16 protein-coding genes are annotated in these 18097 nt (G+C 68.0%); 2 read left to right on the forward strand and 14 right to left on the reverse strand.

All coding sequences use genetic code 11. The features are described 5' to 3' along the window. Nucleotides 1-71: 71 nt before the first annotated feature. The 3 genes from VGC47_04045 to cysS form a co-directional block, all read right to left on the reverse strand. Nucleotides 72-479, reverse strand: coding sequence for a hypothetical protein (locus tag VGC47_04045; protein HEX9854462.1), 408 nt, complete (start codon nt 477-479; stop codon nt 72-74). A 167-nt stretch (nt 480-646) separates the two neighbouring features. Then, on the reverse strand, nt 647-1387 hold the full coding sequence (locus VGC47_04050; protein ID HEX9854463.1) for an RNA methyltransferase: 741 nt from the start codon (nt 1385-1387) through the stop codon (nt 647-649). Beyond that, entirely contained in the window at nt 1362-2768 is a 1407-nt protein-coding gene (gene cysS / locus VGC47_04055; protein HEX9854464.1) for a cysteine--tRNA ligase, read from the reverse strand. The genes VGC47_04050 and cysS overlap by 26 nt, the downstream gene beginning before the upstream one ends. A gap of 111 nt (nt 2769-2879) precedes the next feature. On the opposite strand from cysS, the gene VGC47_04060 reads away from it, so the two are divergent. Further along, nucleotides 2880-3596, forward strand: coding sequence for a glycerophosphodiester phosphodiesterase family protein (locus VGC47_04060; protein ID HEX9854465.1), 717 nt, complete (start codon nt 2880-2882; stop codon nt 3594-3596). Between the two features lie 4 nt (nt 3597-3600). On the opposite strand, the gene ispF is transcribed toward VGC47_04060, so the two are convergent. The 6 genes from ispF to VGC47_04090 all read right to left on the reverse strand — a co-directional run bounded on the left by ispF (nt 3601) and on the right by VGC47_04090 (nt 8883). Further along, nucleotides 3601-4089, reverse strand: a complete 489-nt coding sequence (ispF, locus tag VGC47_04065; protein HEX9854466.1) for a 2-C-methyl-D-erythritol 2,4-cyclodiphosphate synthase — start codon at nt 4087-4089, stop codon at nt 3601-3603. Between the two features lie 25 nt (nt 4090-4114). After that, nucleotides 4115-5197, reverse strand: coding sequence for a TRAM domain-containing protein (locus VGC47_04070; GenBank protein ID HEX9854467.1), 1083 nt, complete (start codon nt 5195-5197; stop codon nt 4115-4117). A 137-nt stretch (nt 5198-5334) separates the two neighbouring features. Beyond that, on the reverse strand, nt 5335-6147 hold the full coding sequence (locus VGC47_04075) for a CarD family transcriptional regulator (GenBank protein ID HEX9854468.1): 813 nt from the start codon (nt 6145-6147) through the stop codon (nt 5335-5337). Between the two features lie 78 nt (nt 6148-6225). Then, nucleotides 6226-7293, reverse strand: a complete 1068-nt coding sequence (disA, locus tag VGC47_04080; protein HEX9854469.1) for a DNA integrity scanning diadenylate cyclase DisA — start codon at nt 7291-7293, stop codon at nt 6226-6228. 91 nt (nt 7294-7384) lie between these two features. Beyond that, nucleotides 7385-8686, reverse strand: coding sequence for a DNA repair protein RadA (gene radA, locus VGC47_04085; protein ID HEX9854470.1), 1302 nt, complete (start codon nt 8684-8686; stop codon nt 7385-7387). Between the two features lie 68 nt (nt 8687-8754). Continuing rightward, the gene (locus tag VGC47_04090; protein HEX9854471.1) at nt 8755-8883 is read right to left on the reverse strand and encodes a hypothetical protein; all 129 of its coding nucleotides are present in this window, start codon (nt 8881-8883) and stop codon (nt 8755-8757) included. 81 nt (nt 8884-8964) lie between these two features. On the opposite strand from VGC47_04090, the gene VGC47_04095 reads away from it, so the two are divergent. Beyond that, nucleotides 8965-9810, forward strand: coding sequence for a zinc ribbon domain-containing protein (locus tag VGC47_04095; GenBank protein HEX9854472.1), 846 nt, complete (start codon nt 8965-8967; stop codon nt 9808-9810). 8 nt (nt 9811-9818) lie between these two features. Here the strand turns inward: VGC47_04095 and VGC47_04100 are convergent, their stop codons facing one another. The 5 genes from VGC47_04100 to VGC47_04120 all read right to left on the reverse strand — a co-directional run bounded on the left by VGC47_04100 (nt 9819) and on the right by VGC47_04120 (nt 17916). Continuing rightward, complete coding sequence (locus tag VGC47_04100; GenBank protein HEX9854473.1) at nt 9819-11138, reverse strand: ABC transporter permease; 1320 nt, start codon at nt 11136-11138, stop codon at nt 9819-9821. Continuing rightward, complete coding sequence (locus VGC47_04105) at nt 11135-12325, reverse strand: ABC transporter permease (GenBank protein HEX9854474.1); 1191 nt, start codon at nt 12323-12325, stop codon at nt 11135-11137. Before VGC47_04105 ends, VGC47_04100 begins: the two co-directional genes overlap by 4 nt. Beyond that, a complete protein-coding gene (locus VGC47_04110; protein ID HEX9854475.1) occupies nt 12322-13830 on the reverse strand; it encodes an ABC transporter ATP-binding protein in 1509 nt (502 codons plus the stop codon). Before VGC47_04110 ends, VGC47_04105 begins: the two co-directional genes overlap by 4 nt. Nucleotides 13831-14010: 180 nt before the next feature. Further along, nucleotides 14011-15246 (reverse strand): BMP family ABC transporter substrate-binding protein, encoded by a 1236-nt coding sequence (locus VGC47_04115; GenBank protein ID HEX9854476.1) that lies wholly within the window; start codon nt 15244-15246, stop codon nt 14011-14013. Nucleotides 15247-15414: 168 nt separating this feature from the next. Then, nucleotides 15415-17916, reverse strand: a complete 2502-nt coding sequence (locus tag VGC47_04120) for an ATP-dependent Clp protease ATP-binding subunit (GenBank protein HEX9854477.1) — start codon at nt 17914-17916, stop codon at nt 15415-15417. Nucleotides 17917-18097: the final 181 nt, after the last annotated feature.

Genomic DNA, 18097 nt, shown 5'->3' on the forward strand with positions numbered 1-18097 from the left:
CGTTCACGTACACACGGACGGTGTTGCGGAGCGCGAAGCCTCGAGCGATCAGCCACTCGCGGTAGCCGTCATCAAGCATGGTCGACCTGCCCCGGATTGGTGCCCTCAGGCCACGCGTCGTGCGCTGCCCGAGCAGCCAGCAGAGCAGCCAGGCCCTCCTTTACGCCCCGAACAGCGAGCTGGAGCGGTCCCCCGGCGACCCACGCGGGCCGGTCGTATCGGCCCTCAGCGAGCCGCGACTCGACGCTCTGCACGACGAGGAAGTCGACGAGCGGCTCGTTCCTTGCGATGTGCGCCGCGATGGCGCACAACTGCGACGGGCTCAGGGGATGCTGCGACTCATTCGACACTCGCGTCGCGAAGTCGACGAGCAGATCCCACAACTCAGCGACCTCATCCTCGGCATACGGGTGTGCGGAGCCGAGAGCGAGCTCGACTGCCATCCGGGCGTTGTCCTCGAAGTCTTCCGAGTAGACCACAGGTCACCTCCAGGTGTCCCTCCGTGAGCAGATAACTGCTCGACTCTGGAGCGGATCAACCTGGCGATTTCCCTCTGCGCACAGCGTTAGGCCGGGCCTTGTTACAAATCAGCTGCTCTGGCCAACTGAGCTACGCCAGCGAAGCGGCCGGCGCCAAGCGCCCTCGGTCATTGTACCGGCGTCCTCACCCTCGCCACCTCGAAGCATGCGATCGCCGCGGCAGCCGACACGTTCAAGCTTTCGACACCTGCGCCCATCGGGATCCTGGCGGTGACGTCGACCCGCTCCCCGGCGAGGCGGCTCAGCCCCGCCCCCTCGGCCCCGAACACCAGGGCGCACGGCTCACCGAGCAGGTCGAGGCCGAACAAACTCCTCTCTCCCGCTCCCGTGAGGCCGATCGTCCACACGCCGAGGCGGGAGAGTTGCCTCAGCGCCTCGGGGATCGAGCCAACGACTGCGACGGACGCCGACTCGAATGCGCCCGCGGCAGCCTTGAAGGCCGTCGCTCCGAGAGGCGCAGATCTGCGCCCCGGCACGACCAGACCGCGCATCCCTGCCGCCACCATGGAGCGGACGACGGCACCCGTGTTGCGGGGATCCTCGACGTGATCGAGCACGACGACGGCGGCCGGGTCGTTCGAGGCGAGGCATTCCTCGAGCGACACGAGCACGATAGGTGTTGCGGTTGCGACCACACCCTGCGGCCTGTCCGTGCCGGCGAGCGGACCCACGTCCTCGACGACATGGACGATCACTCCCGCCTCCTCGGCGTGGACGATGAGCGCCGCCACGTCGTCACGGGTCGCCCTGCGCCGCTCGACCGTCAGCAGCTCGACTCGGCCTGCTGCGAGCGCCGCCGCGATCGCGTGGACGCCGGCGAGGTCAGCTCCGATGCCAGCGGGTGCCATCGACCGTGTCCGTGGCGACGATTCCGACCTCCGCCAGCCCGTCGCGAATCGCGTCGGCCGTGGCGAAGTCCCGGTCGGCTCGCGCCAGGGCGCGCCGCGCCAGCAGCGCCTCGATCGTCGCCTCGGCTTCGGGCGGGGCAGCCACACCCACGTCGAGTGCGAGACGGGACAGCGCGTCCGCCAGGTCGACGACCCCCTCTGGCTCGTCCTCGATCCCGAGCACGGATGCGATCTCGTCGTATGCGGCCGTCAATGCGGCGGCGTCGCCCCCGTCGTCGATCGCCCGGTTCCCGTCCCTCACCAAGTCGAACAGCACTGCCAGCGCCCCGGCGACGTCGAGGTCGTCGTCCATCGCCTCCCGGAAGGCCGCCAGATGCTGGCTGCTGGGCTCGTCCTCCACCGGGCCCGGGGTCCTCCTGCGGAACGACCAGAGGCGCTCGAGGGAGGACTCGGCGTCGGCGAGCGCCTCCTCCGTGAAGTCGAGCGGCCTGCGGTAGTGGGTGCGGAGATAGAAGAGCCGCACCGCCACCGGCCGGTACTTCTCGAGGGCTTCGAGCAGGTCGATCACGTGCCCAGTCGACTTGGACATCTTCTCGCCGGCGAGGTTCACCATCCCGTTGTGCATCCAGTACCGGGCGAAACGGGTGCCCATGGCCGCTTCGGACTGGGCCACCTCGTTCTCGTGGTGGGGAAAGACGAGGTCTCCACCTCCACCGTGGATGTCGAAGCCGTCCCCGAGGTATGACCGCGCCATGGCGGAGCACTCGATGTGCCAGCCGGGCCGGCCCGGACCCCACGGCGACTCCCACTTCGGCTCGCCGGGCTTGGCCGCCTTCCAGAGGGCGAAGTCGAGCGGATCCCGCTTCAGCTCTCCGAGCTCGACGCGGGCGCCGCTCCGGAGCTCGTCGACGTTGCGGCCCGACAGCTTGCCGTAATCCGGGTAGCTCCTCACAGAGAAATAGACGTCGCCGCCGGACTCGTAGGCGTGACCGGCCGCGATCAACCTGTCGATGAGGTCGACCATCTCAGGGACGTGCTCGGTCGCCCGCGGCTCGATCGTCGGAGCGAGCACCCGCAACGATCGATAGGCCGAGGAGAAGGCCTCGGCCGACTCGGCGACGACCACGTCGATCGAGGTATCCCGCTCCTCGGCGGCGGCGATGATCTTGTCGTCGATGTCCGTGATGTTCCTCACGTACGTGACGTCGATTCCGAGCCACTCGAGGTAGCGCCGCAGCACATCGAAGACGACCGCATAGCGGCCGTGGCCCAGGTGGGGCCGCGACTGGAGCGTGGCGCCGCACACGTACATCCCGATGGCGCCTGAGCGACGTGGCTCGAGCTCGACGAGGCCGTGGTGGAGGGTGCTGAAGACCCGCATGGCGAGTGATGCTATCAGTGGGTCGTCTCGGGCCTCTCGGGAGCTCCCGACCAGGCGGCCCTCCGGCACACGGCCTGCCGCCCGTTCGCTTATGCTCCCGGGCAGACGAACGTGCATCTCACCAGGCCACCCCACCGTCCGCTCGTCTTCGCCCATCGCGGCGCCTCCGCGCTCGCACCTGAGAACACCGTGGCCGCCTTCGCACGGGCGGTGGAGGTCGGCGCAGACGGGGTCGAGCTCGACGTCCGCCTCACGCGCGACGGGACGATGGTCGTCCACCACGACGCCTCGATCCCACGGTTCGGGATCATCGCCGACCGCACGTTCGACGACCTGAGGACCGCCGCCCCGTCCGTCCCGACCCTCGAAGAGGCCGTGGCCGCCTGCGCCGACCTCGTTGTGAACATCGAGCTCAAGAACGACCCGGCCGAGCCCGACTTCGACGGCGACCACAGCGTCGCCGACCTCGTCGTCGAGTGGGCGGCGCGGTGGCGCCACCGGGTCGTCGTCAGTTCCTTCAACCACGACACCGTGACCCGGGTCAGGCACTTGGACCCGGCGGTGGCAACGGGTCAGCTCGTCGACAGGACTGCATACCTCGACTCCGAGCTCGACGGGGCGGCCGAATCCGGCCACCTCTATGTCATCCCGCACAAGCGTCACATGCGGTCGGACCCGGCCGGCGTGGTGGCGGCGGCCGCCGGGCGCGGCCTCCAGCTGATCGTCTGGACCGTTGACGGAGCCCGCAGCCAGCGGGAGCTCGCCGCCGCCGGGGTCGCCGCCATCGTCTGCAACAACCCGAAGCGGGCGCTGGCGCGCCTCGGATGACGCCTCAGGTGACCTCTCCGTGACCAGCCACCGAGGCGACCGCCATGGCGGCGATTCCCTCATCGCGGCCCGTGAACCCCAACCCGTCCGTCGTCGTGGCTTTGACTGAGACGTGTGAGATCTCGAGGTCGAGGACGGAGGCAACCCGCCTGCGCATCGCCTCGCGATGGGGGGCGATCCTGACGGCCTCGGCCACGATCGTCACGTCGACCGACGTCACCGTGTACCCGGCCTCTTTCGCCATCCCGGCGACGCGGCCGAGAAGATCCATCGAGTCTGCGCCGTGCCACCGTGGGTCGCTCGAAGCGAAGTGGTCACCGATGTCGCCGAGGCCTGACGCACCGAGGATCGCATCGGTGAGGGCGTGTGCCGCGGCGTCCCCGTCCGACGTGCCTGCGAGCCCGCGCTCCGAAGCGACGATCACCCCGCACAACACGAGGGGCCCGTCTCCGCCAAATCTGTGGGCGTCGTAGCCCCAGCCGGTCCTGATCACACCTGCTCCCTGGGAAGGTGCGAGGCTACCCGACCGCCTGGGCCTCGGTCGTCGGCCTGGCGAAGATCATGCGCCCGACGCTCGTGCGCAACACGTTGACGACCTCGACGTCGACATGATCGCCTATCAGGCCGTCTCCGCCTGCCACGACGACCATCGTGCCGTCGTCCGTGTACGCAACACCCTGGCCGGGCTCAGTGCCGGACCGCTCGATCTTGACGGACATGTGGTCTCCTGCGGTGAAGGCCACCCGGAGCGACTCGCCGATGGCGTGGGGATTGACCACCCGCAGCCCGCGCAGCCCGGCATTGCGCGCCAGGTTGTGGTCGGTCGTGACGATGGCGGCATCGTGCCGCTCGGCCAGCGTCATCAGCTTGGCGTCCACGTCGGCGTGCTCCGGCACGTCGTTGGCGAGCACCTCGAAACCTTGCCCGGCCTGGTCCCTGACCGCATCGAGGACCTCGAGCCCTCTCCGACCTCGACGCCTCCTCCCCGGATCGCCTGCGTCCGCGATCGCTTGGAGCTCGTTGAGCACGAAGCCCGGAACCCAGATGGAACCATGGAGAAGACCAGAGCGAACGAGCTCGACGATCCTCCCATCGATGGCGGCGGAGCTGTCGACGAGGTATCGAGACGACTTCGCCTCCATCTCGGGTGCGCTGGCGAACGGGTCGGCTCTTCGCAGACCGGCGACCGAGAGCAGCTCGTCCGAGCGCGATGCGAAGAGTCGGTAGCCGAACGAGGAGAACACGAGCACGACGAGCGCCGCAATCGGCCAGCCGACGGAGCGGGGCAGCAACGCCACCGCAGGAAGGGCGCAAACCGTGCCGACGACGAGCCCGGTGAGGAGACCGAACGCACCGGCGAAGAGCTCGGGTCCGGTTGCTCGCTGCAGGACGCGTGGCGTGCCGTCGAGTCCCCGGTCGACGAGGCGGCCGAACGTGCCCCCGAGGACGTAGCCGAGGCCGGCACCGATCACGGCGCCGGTGATCACAGCGACGTCCGGGTCGGCGCCGAGTTGCGGAAACCACGACGACCACGCCCGACCGACCGAGAAGCCGACGGCGGTGAACGTCAGCGTCACCAGCAGACGAATCGCTTCGACCATCACGATGGGCCTCCAAAGCCTCGCAGGCGGCGTTCCACAGGGCCTGATGAGCAGATCGGCGCAATCGGGACGACGCTGAAGAGATGACTGAAGACATGTTCGAGCGGGCCGGCGCCGGCGATCGACGGCGCCTGCCGCTACACGGCCTCGACGGGCTCGTCGACCTTGGGTAGCGACCGGTCGAGGCGCTTGATCGCCTCGTCCTCCTCGAGTTGGAGCGCGAATCGAAGCTCGCTCACGATGATGAGGCGCGCCTTGGCGAGCATGCGCTTCAGGGCGGGAGAGATCCCCTTGATCTGCTGGGCGTACGTGAGGTCGCGAACCACTTCGGCCACCTGGAAGATGTCGCCACTGTTGATCTTCTCGGTGAGCAGCTTGTACCAACGGCTCCAGTTCGCCCCCGCTTCCTGAGGCTCCTCACGGAACGTCTGGAACACCTTGCGTGCCATGTTCTTCGAGATCACGGGGCGCACCCCGAGATCGAGCGCCCGGGCGGCGGGTACCCGCACCGTCAGCTGGTCGGTCGCCACCTCCAACACGAAGTACTCGTGCTTGGCGCCGTCGAAGTCGATCCGCTCCCGGCGGATGATCGTGGCGGCGCCGTGGTGTGGATAGACGACCTTGTCGCCGACCTTGAAGGGGATCTTCGGCTTGGAGCTCCTGCCGGGGCCGTCGCCGCCGGTCGATGCGGGGGTGCTCCTCGGCTCTGTCTGCTTCGTCGGCGCCTGCTTCTTGGCGGGAGCCTTCGCCCTGCCGGCGGCGGCGACCTTCGGGGCGGGCTTCTTCGCTGCAGGAGTCTTCGGGCGCGGCCGGCCCGAAGGCTTGGTCGTCTCGGTCGACTTGGTCGACTTGGTCGACTTGGACGTCTTGCTCGCTTGCGACGGCTTCCCGGCTGCGGTTTTCCTGTTCGGCTGTGGCTTCTTCTTGGCAGGTGTCTTCTTGGGTGGCACGTGACTCTCAGGGTCGGGAGGGGGCATTGTACCGCGATGGCGGATGCACCCCGGGCCCGGTGCCGGCCCGCTCCGGCCTCAATCTGCGATCACGCCCCAGATGGAGCCGACCTCGAGGAGCCTGTCGAGGTACGAGCGGAGCTGCCTCGCCCTCGCCTGGCCGACACCCTCGACCTTGTCGAGCTGGGCGACGTCGGCATGGAGCAGCTTCTGGAAGTCGCGGAAATGGCCGATGAGGCTCTCTTTCACGGTCTCAGGTAGCCGAGGCACCCGGGAGAGCGCCCGCCAGCCCCTGGGGCGAACGCTCGTGTCGAGGGGGTCCAGGCCGAGGGCGTTCACGACGGCCGACATGTCGTAGAGGTCGTCCGTCACGAACTGGCCGAGGCGGTCGAGCACCGGGTTGGCGGGCCGCCCACGCCGCTTGGAGTAGTCGGCGTACACGAGCGTCGCCAGCTCGCCGACCCCTTCGACGAGATCAGCCGCCTGGATCGAGAGGAGCTTGCCCTCCCCGCCGAGCTCGACGACGGTGCGTTCGACCCGCTCGTCGAGTCTTCGGATGAGCGCCGCCCGCTGCAGGAGGAGAACGACGTCGCGGACGGTGACGAGGTCGTCGACCTCGTTGCGGGTGAGGTGGTCCTCGGCGTCGGCGAGACGCCGCCGCAGGCGCTCCAGCGAGTTGAGCATCTGATTCGCCTCAGCCTGCAGGTCCGTGGGGCGGCGCAGCTCGTAGCGGCTTCCGCCGAGGAAGACGCTCGCCAGAGAGGTCCCCTCCTCGCTGACGGCTAGCACGGGCGCCCCGGTCTGGGCGGCGAGCCGCTCGGCCGTCCTGAACCTGGTGCCGGTCTCCTTCGTGGCGAGCGTGGGATCCGGGATGAAGTGGACGTTGGCCCGCCTGATGGCGGTGGCAGCCTCGTCGACGACGATGCCGCCGTCCATCTTCGCCAGCTCGGCGACGCGCTGGGCGGTGAACGAGACGTCCTGGAGGAAGAAGCCGCCCGAGCAGACCTCGTCGATCGACGAGCCTGCCCCGAAGAGGATCAGGCCGCCCGTCCCCTGCCGAAGGATGAGCTCCACGGCGTCCCGCAGGTCGGTGCCTGGAGCGAACCGGCGGAGGACCGCCAGCGTGTCGACAGCCTTGGCGTTCATGGCGCCCGAGCGTAGTAGGCGGGCCGTCCACTCCGACGTCGCCAACCGTCCGTGAGCGCATCCGTCGCGCGCCCGGGTTCCGTCACGTCGCTCACGACACCACCGAGATCCTCCCCCTCGTCAGCCCGGCTGCCGCCAGTGCCTCCGGCAGGCGGCGAATGGCGGGGTCGCCCGGTGAGAGCAGCTCGGCGACGTCGAGGCGCGCCGCCTCCTTGCCCCTCCTCTCCGACTGGCTCACCGCCCGCAGCTCGCCCGTGAGGCCGATCTCCCCCCAGGCAGCCAGGCCGTTCACCGGGAGGTTGAGGGCCGAGGAAGCGAGCGCCAGGGCGAGCGGCAGGTCCACGGCCGGCTCGGTCACCCGGAACCCTCCTGCGACGCCGACGTACACCTCGTGACTGTCGAGCGAGATGCCGCCGTGGCGCGCCAGCACGGCCAGCAGCTGGCTGACCCGGGCGGGCTCCAGTCCCTTCACCGACCGCCTCGGCTGCGGAGACGACGTCGACGCGACGAGCGCCTGGACCTCGACGATGAACACGCGACGGCCTTGGGCTGCGGGGAAGAGCACCGACCCCGTCGAGGACGGATCCCGATCGGCCATGAAGAGCCGGCTCGGGTCGTCGATGCCCGCCAGACCCGAATCGCGCATCTCGAACACGCCCGACTGGTCGACGGAGCCGAAGCGGTTCTTCAGAGACCGGAGAAAGCGGAGTCCTCCCGGATCGTCGCCTTCGAGGGCGCAGACGACGTCGACCATGTGCTCGAGCAGCTTGGGGCCTGCGAGGTGGCCGTCCTTCGTCACGTGCCCGACGAGGATGAGGCACGTCCCGGAGCGCTTCGCAGCCGAGATCAGAGCCGCCGCCGACTCCCGCACCTGGGCCACGCCCCCTGCGGAGCCGTCGACGTCGTCGCTCGTGACGGTCTGGATCGAATCGACCACGACCAGGCCCGGCCGATCCGCCTCGATGATGCCGACGATCTCAGCGACGTCCGTGACGGCGACGATGCCCACCTCGGCGCCACCCAGGCCGAGCCGCTCCGCCCGGCGCGCCACTTGTTCAGGCGACTCCTCGGCGGCGGCGACGACGACACCGCTCGTGGCCGCCACCCCGGCCGCCACTTGGAGGAGGAGCGTCGACTTCCCGACTCCAGGCTCGCCCCCGACGAGGACCGCCGTGCCGGGAACGAGGCCCCCTCCCACCGCCCTGTCGAACTCGCCGACCCCGCTGGCGAGCCGGCGAGGAGGGACGGTGCTGACGACGTCCCGCAACATCGAAGGCGTGGCTCGGCGACCGGTGGCGGCGCCGTGCTCCAGGGCGTCCTGCGCCTTGCAGTCCGGGCAGAAGCCCATCCACCTCGCCGCTCGGTAGTCGCAGCTGCGGCACACGTAAGGCATTGCCTCCAACCTCTCACTCGTTCTCGGGAGAGGGTAAGAAACGGGTGTGACGAGAAGCCCGCAGGGCTTCAGCCGCGCAGGAAACGCCTGATCGCCCACACGAGGCCGAATGCAACGATGCCCAGGAGCAAGAGGCCTCCGAGGAGGTTCGTCGCGGTCCAGCCCTCCACCTCGCGTACCGCGACGATGAATGTCATCCGTGGCACAATAACCGCGCCGCGTGTGCTGCCGTTCTGGCGTCATCGGGGGGCGCGGCACCCCGAACGAGGAACTCGAGAGTGGACAACGGGCCCGACCAAGACCAGTTCGACGACCTCTTCGAGCCCTTCGAGCTCGAGGAAGGTCCGGCCGCCGATGCGCCGCCCGAGGATGTCCCGCCTCCCAGCCAGCAGCCGCCCTCCCCCGTTTCCACGCCGCTCAACTGCCCGAGCTGCGGTGCCGCCAATCCCCCTCAGAATCGCCACTGCGAGCAGTGCGGCGCCCGCCTCGGCAAGAGTCCACTCCCGGTCGCCCCACCGCCCGCCGTCAGGACCACTCCCGGGGGCAGGGCACTGAGCGTCTTGGCCGTCGTTGTCGGGATCGTCGCCATCATCACGATCGCCTTCAACCTGACGAGGGGGGAGCCGAATGCCCAGGTCACGACGACCACGATCGCCACCACCACGACGACCGATTTCGAGTTCACCGAGTTGCGGCCGACATCGGTCGAGGCGAGCTCGCATCTCACGGGCTACGAGCCGGACAAACTCCTCGACTGCACCGACGACGAGAAGTACTGGAACGACCAGAGTGCTCGCGGGGTCAACGCTGTGCTCACCTTCCGATTCGCCCAGCCGGTGCAGATCAGGGACATCGAGCTGCAGAACCTCGTCGACAACACGAAGTTCAAGTTGAACTTCAGGATCAAGGACTTCGTTATCACCGTCGACGACCTCGGGACGGAGACGGTGGGGACGCTCCGGGACGTCAACGAGCCGCAGAGCGTCGCCATCGCCAGCCTCAACACCACGTTGGTCACGCTCGAGGTGAGATCGACGTACCCGGCGGAGGCGGTCAACGACAACGCCCCGTTCTCCGAGCTCGCCCTGCAATGCGTTCGGTTCTTCGGAGCGACGGCCGGCTGAGACAGCCGCTACTCCTTCACGTACGGCTGACCGTCGGCGGCGGGCGGCCTGGCCCTACCAACCAGGCCGGCGACCACGAGGATCGTCACGATGAACGGAGCCATGCCCAGGAACTCCGACGGAATGCCCGTCTGGAGGATGCCGAGCGTCTGCGAGAGGGCGTCGGCGAACCCGAACACCAGCCCGGCCGCCATCGCCCCGACCGGGTGCCACCTGCCGAAGATCATCGCGGCCAGCCCGATGAAGCCCCGGCCGTTCGTCATGTTCTCGTCGAAACGCCCGACCGACCCGAGGGTGAAGAAGGCGCCGCCGAAGCCTGCGATGGCCCCACCGAGGATGACGTTGAGGTAGCGAGTCCTGTAGACGTTGACGCCGACGGTGTCGGCCGCCTTGGGGTGCTCGCCGACCGCACGCGCCCGCAGGCCCCACCTCGTCCTGAAGAGGAGGAACGTCAACAGCGCCACGAAGATGAACGCCCCGAACACGAAGATGTTGTGGTCGAACAGGATCGGCCCGATGAGCGGTATCCGGCTGAGCAGCGGGATGCCGAGCGGCTTGTAGATCGGCGCCTGGTTGAGGCCGCTGTTCTCGGCGAGCCACCGCAGCGACAAGAACGACGTAAGGCCCCCGACGAAGATCGTGATGACGACGCCTGCGATGATCTGGTCGACGACGTATCGGATCGCCAGCACGGCGAGCACCCACGCCAGGAGCATTCCGACCAGAACGGCGGCCAACACCCCCACCCAGCTCCCGAGGGGGGCGCCGAGTAACAGGCGGTCGTCGGGCTCCGTGAGCGGGGAGGCCACCACGGCCCCGACGAAGGCGCCGGCGAGTAACTGGCCCTCGATGGCGATGTTGATGACAGCCACCCGTTCCGACATCACGCCGGCGAGTGCCCCGAGCGTGATCGGGACACTGCGTACGATCGTCGCCTTGAGCATTCCGACCATGCTGAACGCCCCGAGGGAACTCTGACCGGTCGCCCACGCCAGGAAGGCGAAGATGAAGATGACGAGGCCGAGGGCGAGCACCAGGTTCTCTCGCCTCCCAAACCCTCTGACGAGCTGGTAGCCGCCGAGCACCGCCAGAGCGATCCCGCAGAACAGCGTCACCCGACCGGTCGACAGCGTCAGGTCGGGCAGCGACGGATCGGTCGGCCTGGCGAGACTGAACGTGAAGTTGCCGAGGTCGCGGCTCCACCTGGCGAAGTAGAACAGCACGAACGCCGCCAGCACCAGGTACGTGATGGCGAGATAGCGCGACCTGCGGATCTCGGCGGTCGTGCGGGCCGGAATCGCGTCTGGGTTCGTCGCCACGGCCGTCATGACGCCCAGCCTTTTGTGACCTGGCCCGTCCCCTCGCCGGTGCGCACCCGGAAGATCGCCCTGATGAGCGCCGGGGCGGCGATGAACACGACCACGAGCGCCTGGATGACGGCGATCAGGTCGATCGGGACGTCCGTCACGACCTGCATGTCGAGACCGCCGGCTCGCAGTGCCCCGAACAGCAGGCCCGCCGCGACGACGCCTGCGGGATGCGACCTCCCGAGCAGGGCGAGCGAGATGGCATCGAAGCCGATCCCCGCAGAGAAACCGGGGCTCGCTCTGAAGAGGAGCCCGTTGATCTGGTTCATGCCGGCCAGCCCGGCCAGGGCGCCGGAGAGGAACATGACGGAGACGTAGATGGTGGTCACCCTCATGCCGGCGTAGTGGGCGGCGTCCGGGTTGGCGCCGACCGCCCTGAACTCGAAGCCGATCGTCGACTTGAACAGCAGCCAGTAGATGCCGTAGGCGGCGATCAGAGCGAGGATGATTCCGAAATGGACCCGCAGGTCCGACCGGTCGAGGAAGCCGAGCAGCCTCGGCAGCCGCGCCGAGGTCGCGATGTCCCTGGAGACCGGGTCCTGCCTCCCCGCAGGCTGGAAGAACGATGTGGAGAGCATCCAGACCACGGCGAGCCCTGCGATCGAGTTGAGCATGATGGTCGTGACGACCTCGTGGGCACCCGTCTTCGCTCGCAGCCAGCCGGCGATGCCTCCCCAGATCCCTCCCCCGATCGCCCCGCCGACGAGGGCGAGAGGGAGGTTCAAGTAGATCGGCAGGTCGAAGGTGATCCCGAGCGCCACCGCAGCCATCCCGCCCATCAGCATCTGCCCCTCGGCGCCGATGTTGAACAGCCCTGCGTGGAACCCGATGGCGACCGCCAGGCCTGCGAAGATCAGCGGAGCTCCGAACTCGAGCGTCGACGAGAACGCCCGCAGAGAGCCGAACGATCCGATGAAGAGCGCCGAGAGAGCGTCGCGTGCCTGATCGAGGGTGTCGCCGAGTTGGTCGAAGCTCGGGTTCTGCCAGAGGTCGATGTCGGAGACCACGATGATCACGGCGCTGACCATCAGGGCGAGGAGGATGGCGAGCACGGGGACGAGAACGGCCCGTCTCCAGTCGAGTCGCGTGCCGAGAAGATCCTCGATGAACCCCGGAGAGTCGGCTGCGCCGTCGGGGCGGTCGCTCATCGGCTCGCCCCCGCCATCGCCAGCCCGATCTCGGCTGCGGTGACGCTCCCGCCCTGATACTGGGCGACGATCTCGCCTGCGAACATCACGATGATGCGGTCGGCGACCGCCATGACCTCGTCGAGCTCCGTCGACACGATCAGGAGGCCCGCCCGGTTGTCTCGCTCCTCGACGAAACGCTCGTGGATGTACTCGATCGACCCGACGTCGATGCCTCGAGTCGGTTGCGAGGCGATGACGAGCTTGACGTCGCGACCGAACTCGCGGGCGACGATCACCTTCTGCTGGTTCCCCCCCGAGAGCGTGCTCGCCGGCAGCTCGATGCTCGGCGTCCTGACGTCGTACTGCTCGACGAGCTCCTCCGCTCGCTTCCTCGCCTCGTCCCAGTCCATCACGATGCCGCGTGAGTACGGGCGTGAGTAGTACCCGTCCAGCACCATGTTCTCGGTGACGGTGAACCCGATGATGAGACCGCTTCGCTGCCTGTCCTCGGGGATGTGCGCCACGTTCTCCTCGTGGATCTCACGCGGCGAAGCGTCGGTCACGTCCTTGCCGCCGATGTAGACGTGGCCTGCAGTCACATCGCGCAGCCCGGTGATGGCCTCGACCAGCTCGGTCTGCCCGTTGCCCTGGACCCCGGCAACGCCGACGATCTCACCCTGGCGCACCTCGAACGAGATCCCTTTGACGGCGGGGTGCTGCCTGTCGTCGAGGACGACGAGGTCTTGGACGGTGAGCACCGGATCGCCCGGGGTGGCCTCGTCCTTCCTCACGACCAGCTCGACGGGGCGGCCGACCATCAGGGCGGCGAGGCCGGCCTCGGTTGCTTCAGCAGGCACCGTCTCGCCTACCTTGGACCCGCGCCGCAGCACCGCGATCCTGTCTGCGACCTCGAGCACCTCCTTCAGCTTGTGCGTGATGAAGATGATCGCCTTGCCTGCGTCGCGCAGCGAGCGCAGTATCCCGAAGAACTCGTTGACCTCCTGCGGCGTGAGCACAGCCGTCGGCTCGTCGAAGATGAGGATCGCCGCCTCGCGGAACAGCACCTTGATGATCTCGACCCGCTGCTGGAGGCCCACCGGGATGTCCTCGATGACCGCGTCCGGGTCGACGGCCAGCCCGTACTTGTGGGAGATCTCCTTCACCTCGGCGCTCGCCTTCTTGAGGTCGAGCACCCCGGCGCCCCGGGTCGGCTCGACGCCGAGCACGACGTTCTCCGTCACCGAGAAGACCGGCACGAGCATGAAGTGCTGGTGAACCATCCCGATACCGGCCGCGATGGCATCCCCGGGACCGGAGAAGTGCTGCGGCTCACCGTCGATGAGCACCTCGCCCTCGTCGGCGCCGTACAGCCCGTACAGGATGTTCATCAGGGTCGTCTTGCCGGCGCCGTTCTCGCCGAGCAAACCGAGGATCTCGCCTGAGCTGACCTTGAGATCGACACGGTCGTTGGCGAGCACGCCGGGGAAGCGCTTCGTGATGCCCTTCAGCTCGAGCGTCGCCACCGGCGCGTGCTCCCCTCATCTCGTGCCTGCGGTGCGGGCGGCAGACTAGACGAGCGGGTCCTTCCGATGTCGCCGGCCAGCCCGAGGCTGGGCGCCCCGGCCTCGCGGGCACCAGCGACGCGGGAGAGGGGCCCGCAGGCCCCTCTCCCCTCGATATCGCGAGCCGAGGCTCGCTGCGGATCAGCCCTCTTCCGGCGCCGCCAGCGCCTCGAGGTACGCCTCGAGGCTCCCTGCGGCGATGATGGCGGCCTGTTCCGCCGCGACGGCGTCGGCCAGCTCTTGCGGCACGGCGACGTCGTGGAACGGGGCCAGCCCGACACCATCGTTGGCGAGCGTGCCGATGTATGAGTTACCGATACCGCCGAGCACCAGGACGTTGTTGATCGTGTTGAACACGGCAACGTCGATGTTCTTGAGCACGGACGTCAGGTAGATGGCGCCGTACTCGGGGGCGGTCTCGAACCAGTCGGCGTCGACGCCGATCATCATGCAGGCCGAGGTCTCGGCGCACAGCGCAGCCGTGCCGTTCCCGACGGGGCCGGCGACGGGCAGCACGATGTCTGCGCCGTTGTCGATGAGCGTCTGCGTGAACGCCCTTCCGTCGTCCTGGCTCTCGAAGTTGTTCGTGAACAGACCGTCACCGGTCTCTACGTCGTATCCGAGCGCCTGCACGGAGGTGCCGTTCACCTCGTTGTAGCGGGCCACCCCGCGGACGAAGCCGTCCATGAAGATCGTCACCGGCGGGATCGGGAGGCCGCCGTAGGTGCCCACTGCACCGCTCTCGGACATCCCTGCTGCCAGGTAGCCGGCCAGGAACGCCGCCTCGTCGGTCTCGAACGTGATGCCGCGCACGTTGAGATAGTCGGCGAGCATGGTGCCCGAGGCATCCGCCCATGGCTCGAACGGCCCGGGCGCCTGGTCGACGATCCCGAACAGCTGCTCCGGGTTGTCCGCCGCGGCGGCCGCGGTGTCTGCCGCCAGCAAGAAGCCGATCGTCAGGATGACGTCACAGCCCTGGTTGATGAAGGCGTCGATGTTCGGCCGGTAGTCGGCCGCATCCTGGGATTCCAGGAACTCGATCGACACCCCCTCGAGCTCGGCGGCGGCGTCCTGGGAACCCTTCCACGCTGACTGATTGAAGCTCTTGTCGTCGATTCCGCCGACGTCCGACACCTGGCACGCCAGCACCGTGTTGCCTTCCGGTGGCGGCGGGAGCGTCGTGGTCTCCGGAGGCGCCGTCGTCGACGGAGGAGCCGTCGTCGTCGGAGCGGCCGTCGTGCCGGGCGCCGCCGATGTCGTCGTCGTGCTCGAGTCCGACTCGGCACACGCTGCGACCAGAAGAGCAAACGCGAAGAGGAGCGCTACCAGCGCGCCTCGCCGTCTTAGCCCTGCGAACATGTGTGATAACCCCTTCACTTGCGTGAGTGAATACCCGCCCTCTACTGGGGGCGGAATGCACGCGAGTGTACCCAGTTCGCGGGCGGCTTGTTCGCTGAGAGGGGTCTTGCTGCAACGCCGGACGCCGCTTGCGTGCCGTCGGCACGAGCGTCTCTCGCAGTAGCTGGTGTCGGATCCGCTTCCGGATCAGCCCTGGTCGGCGAGCTCGACGGGGGGCTGGTCGGGCATCTCGACCGCGTTGAAGGCCAGCCGCTCGCCGTCGTCCTGGTCTGCGTCGACCAGCACCGTCGAACCGGCGGTGAACTCCTTGTACAGCACCTTCTCCGACAGCGGGTCTTCGAGAAGTCGCTGGATCGCCCGCCGGAGCGGCCTGGCGCCCAGCTGCGGGTCGTAGCCCTTCTTGGCGAGCATCTCCTTGGCGTCCTCCGTGAGGACGAGATCGAGCGCCTGCGACTCGAGCTGGGCTCTCACCCGTCCCAGCATCTGGTCGACGATCTGCTTGACCTCGTCCAGGGTCAGCTCGTGGAACACGATGATCTCGTCGATGCGGTTGAGGAACTCGGGACGGAAGTGGCCCTTGAGGGCGTCCATCACCTTGTCCTTGATTTGGAGGTAGTCGAGGGCATCCGACTGGTTGGCGAAACCGATCGCCTTCTTGCGGAGCTCGGCGGTGCCCAAGTTCGACGTCATGATGATCACGGTGTTCTTGAAGTCGACGGTGCGTCCCTGCGAGTCCGTCAGCCTGCCGTCCTCGAGGATCTGCAGGAGGATGTTGAAGACGTCGGGGTGAGCCTTCTCGATCTCGTCGAAGAGCACGACGGAGAATGGCTTGCGCCTGACCGCTTCCGTGAGCTGGCCGCCCTCGTCGTACCCGACGTAGCCGGGGGGCGAGCCGACGAGCCTGCTGACGGCGTGCTTCTCCATGTACTCGGACATGTCGATCTGGATCAGGGCGTCGTCGTCACCGAAGAGGAAGTCGGCGAGCGCCTTGGCGGTTTCGGTCTTCCCGACGCCTGACGGGCCGAGGAACACGAACGAACCGGCGGGGCGCTTCGGATCCTTGAGCCCTGCCCTGGTCCTCCGGATGGCCTTGGAGACCGCCTCGATGGCGTCGTGCTGGCCGACGATGCGCTTGTGCAGCTCGACCTCCATGTTGAGGAGCTTGGTTGTCTCCTCCTCCGTGAGGCGATGAACGGGGATCCCGGTCCACTGGGCGAGGACCTCTGCGATCTCCTCCTCGTCGATGACCGACGTGTATCCGGCCATCGTTCCGAGACTCGAGGCTTCGCGCTCAGCCCGCTCAGCGAGGAGCTGTCGCTCCCGATCGCGCAGCTGGGCGGCACGCTCGAACTGCTGCGCTTGCACGGCGTCCCGCTTGTCCTCGCGGACCCGGGAGACCTGGTCGTCGATCTCCTTGACCTCGGGAGGGAGGTCGGACCGGCGTAGCCGCATGCGGCTGCCCGCCTCGTCGATCAGGTCGATGGCCTTGTCGGGCAGGAAACGATCGGCGATGTACCGGTCTGCGAGGTTGGCGGCGTTGACGAGCGCCTGGTCCGTGAAGCGGACCTTGTGGTGGTCCTCGTAGCTCGGCCTGAGGCCCTCGAGGATCTTGATCGTATCTGCCACGGTCGGCTCCTCGACCTGGATCGGCTGGAAGCGGCGCTCCAATGCCGAGTCCTTCTCCAGGTACTTGCGGTACTCCTCGAGCGTCGTGGCACCAACGGTCTGCAGCTCCCCTCTGGCCAGCATCGGCTTGAGGATCGAGGCGGCGTCGATGGCCCCCTCCGCAGCCCCGGCGCCCACCAAGGTGTGGATCTCGTCGATGAACAAGATGATGTCGCCGCGGGTGCGGATCTCCTTCAGCACCTTCTTGAGCCGCTCCTCGAAGTCGCCGCGGTAGCGAGACCCCGCCACCAGCGCCCCGAGGTCGAGCGTGTAGAGGTGCTTGTTGGTGAGCGTGTCGGGCACGTCGTTGTGGACGATCTTCTGGGCGAGCCCTTCGACGATCGCCGTCTTGCCGACGCCCGGCTCTCCGATGAGGACCGGGTTGTTCTTGGTGCGGCGGCTGAGCACCTGCATGACGCGCTGGATCTCGTCGGCGCGGCCGATCACGGGGTCGAGCTTGCGGTCCCTGGCGAGCTGGGTGAGGTTGCGCCCGAACTGGTCGAGCACCGTGGAGCCGCCCGGCGAGCTCTCGGAAGACGAGCCCCTGCCGGATCCGCCCGGGTGGCCGCCACCCGTCTCCTCGGCTTGCGGACCGGAAAGCAGCTGGATGACCGTCTGGCGCACCTTGTGGAGCTCTGCGCCGAGCTTCTGGAGGACCTGGGCGGCGACGCCTTCGCCCTCGCGGATCAGACCGAGGAGGATGTGCTCGGTGCCGATGTAGTTGTGCCCGAGCTGCAATGCCTCGCGCAGCGACAGCTCCAGGACCTTCTTCGCCCTCGGGGTGAACGGGATGTGGCCGGTGGGCGCTTGCGAGCCCTGGCCGATGGTCTCGACCACCTGGTTGCGCACCGCCTCGAGGTTGATCCCCAGGCTCTCGAGGCCGCGGGCTGCGACGCCCTCTCCCTCGTGGATCAGCCCGAGCAGGATGTGTTCGGTGCCGATGTAGTTGTGGTTGAGCAGTCGAGCCTCTTCCTGCGCGAGGACGACCACCCGTCTGGCCCTGTCGGTGAACCGTTCAAACACTCGCTCATCACCCCAAGAAAACTGTGGCGCACCGATCCGATCGGGCGCCTTGCGGAGTATAGCCAGGGGTCCTGTCTAGACCTCGTTGTGCCATGTCGGTCCGCATGCCCTTCTCTTTCGGCAGCTTGCACGCCGTTGTGTAGAACAGATCGCAGGCCGCCGGTATGCCATCGGCCCGAAC

This window comes from Acidimicrobiia bacterium (genome assembly GCA_036396535.1).
Classification (GTDB): Bacteria; Actinomycetota; Acidimicrobiia; order Spongiisociales; family UBA5794; genus DASWKR01.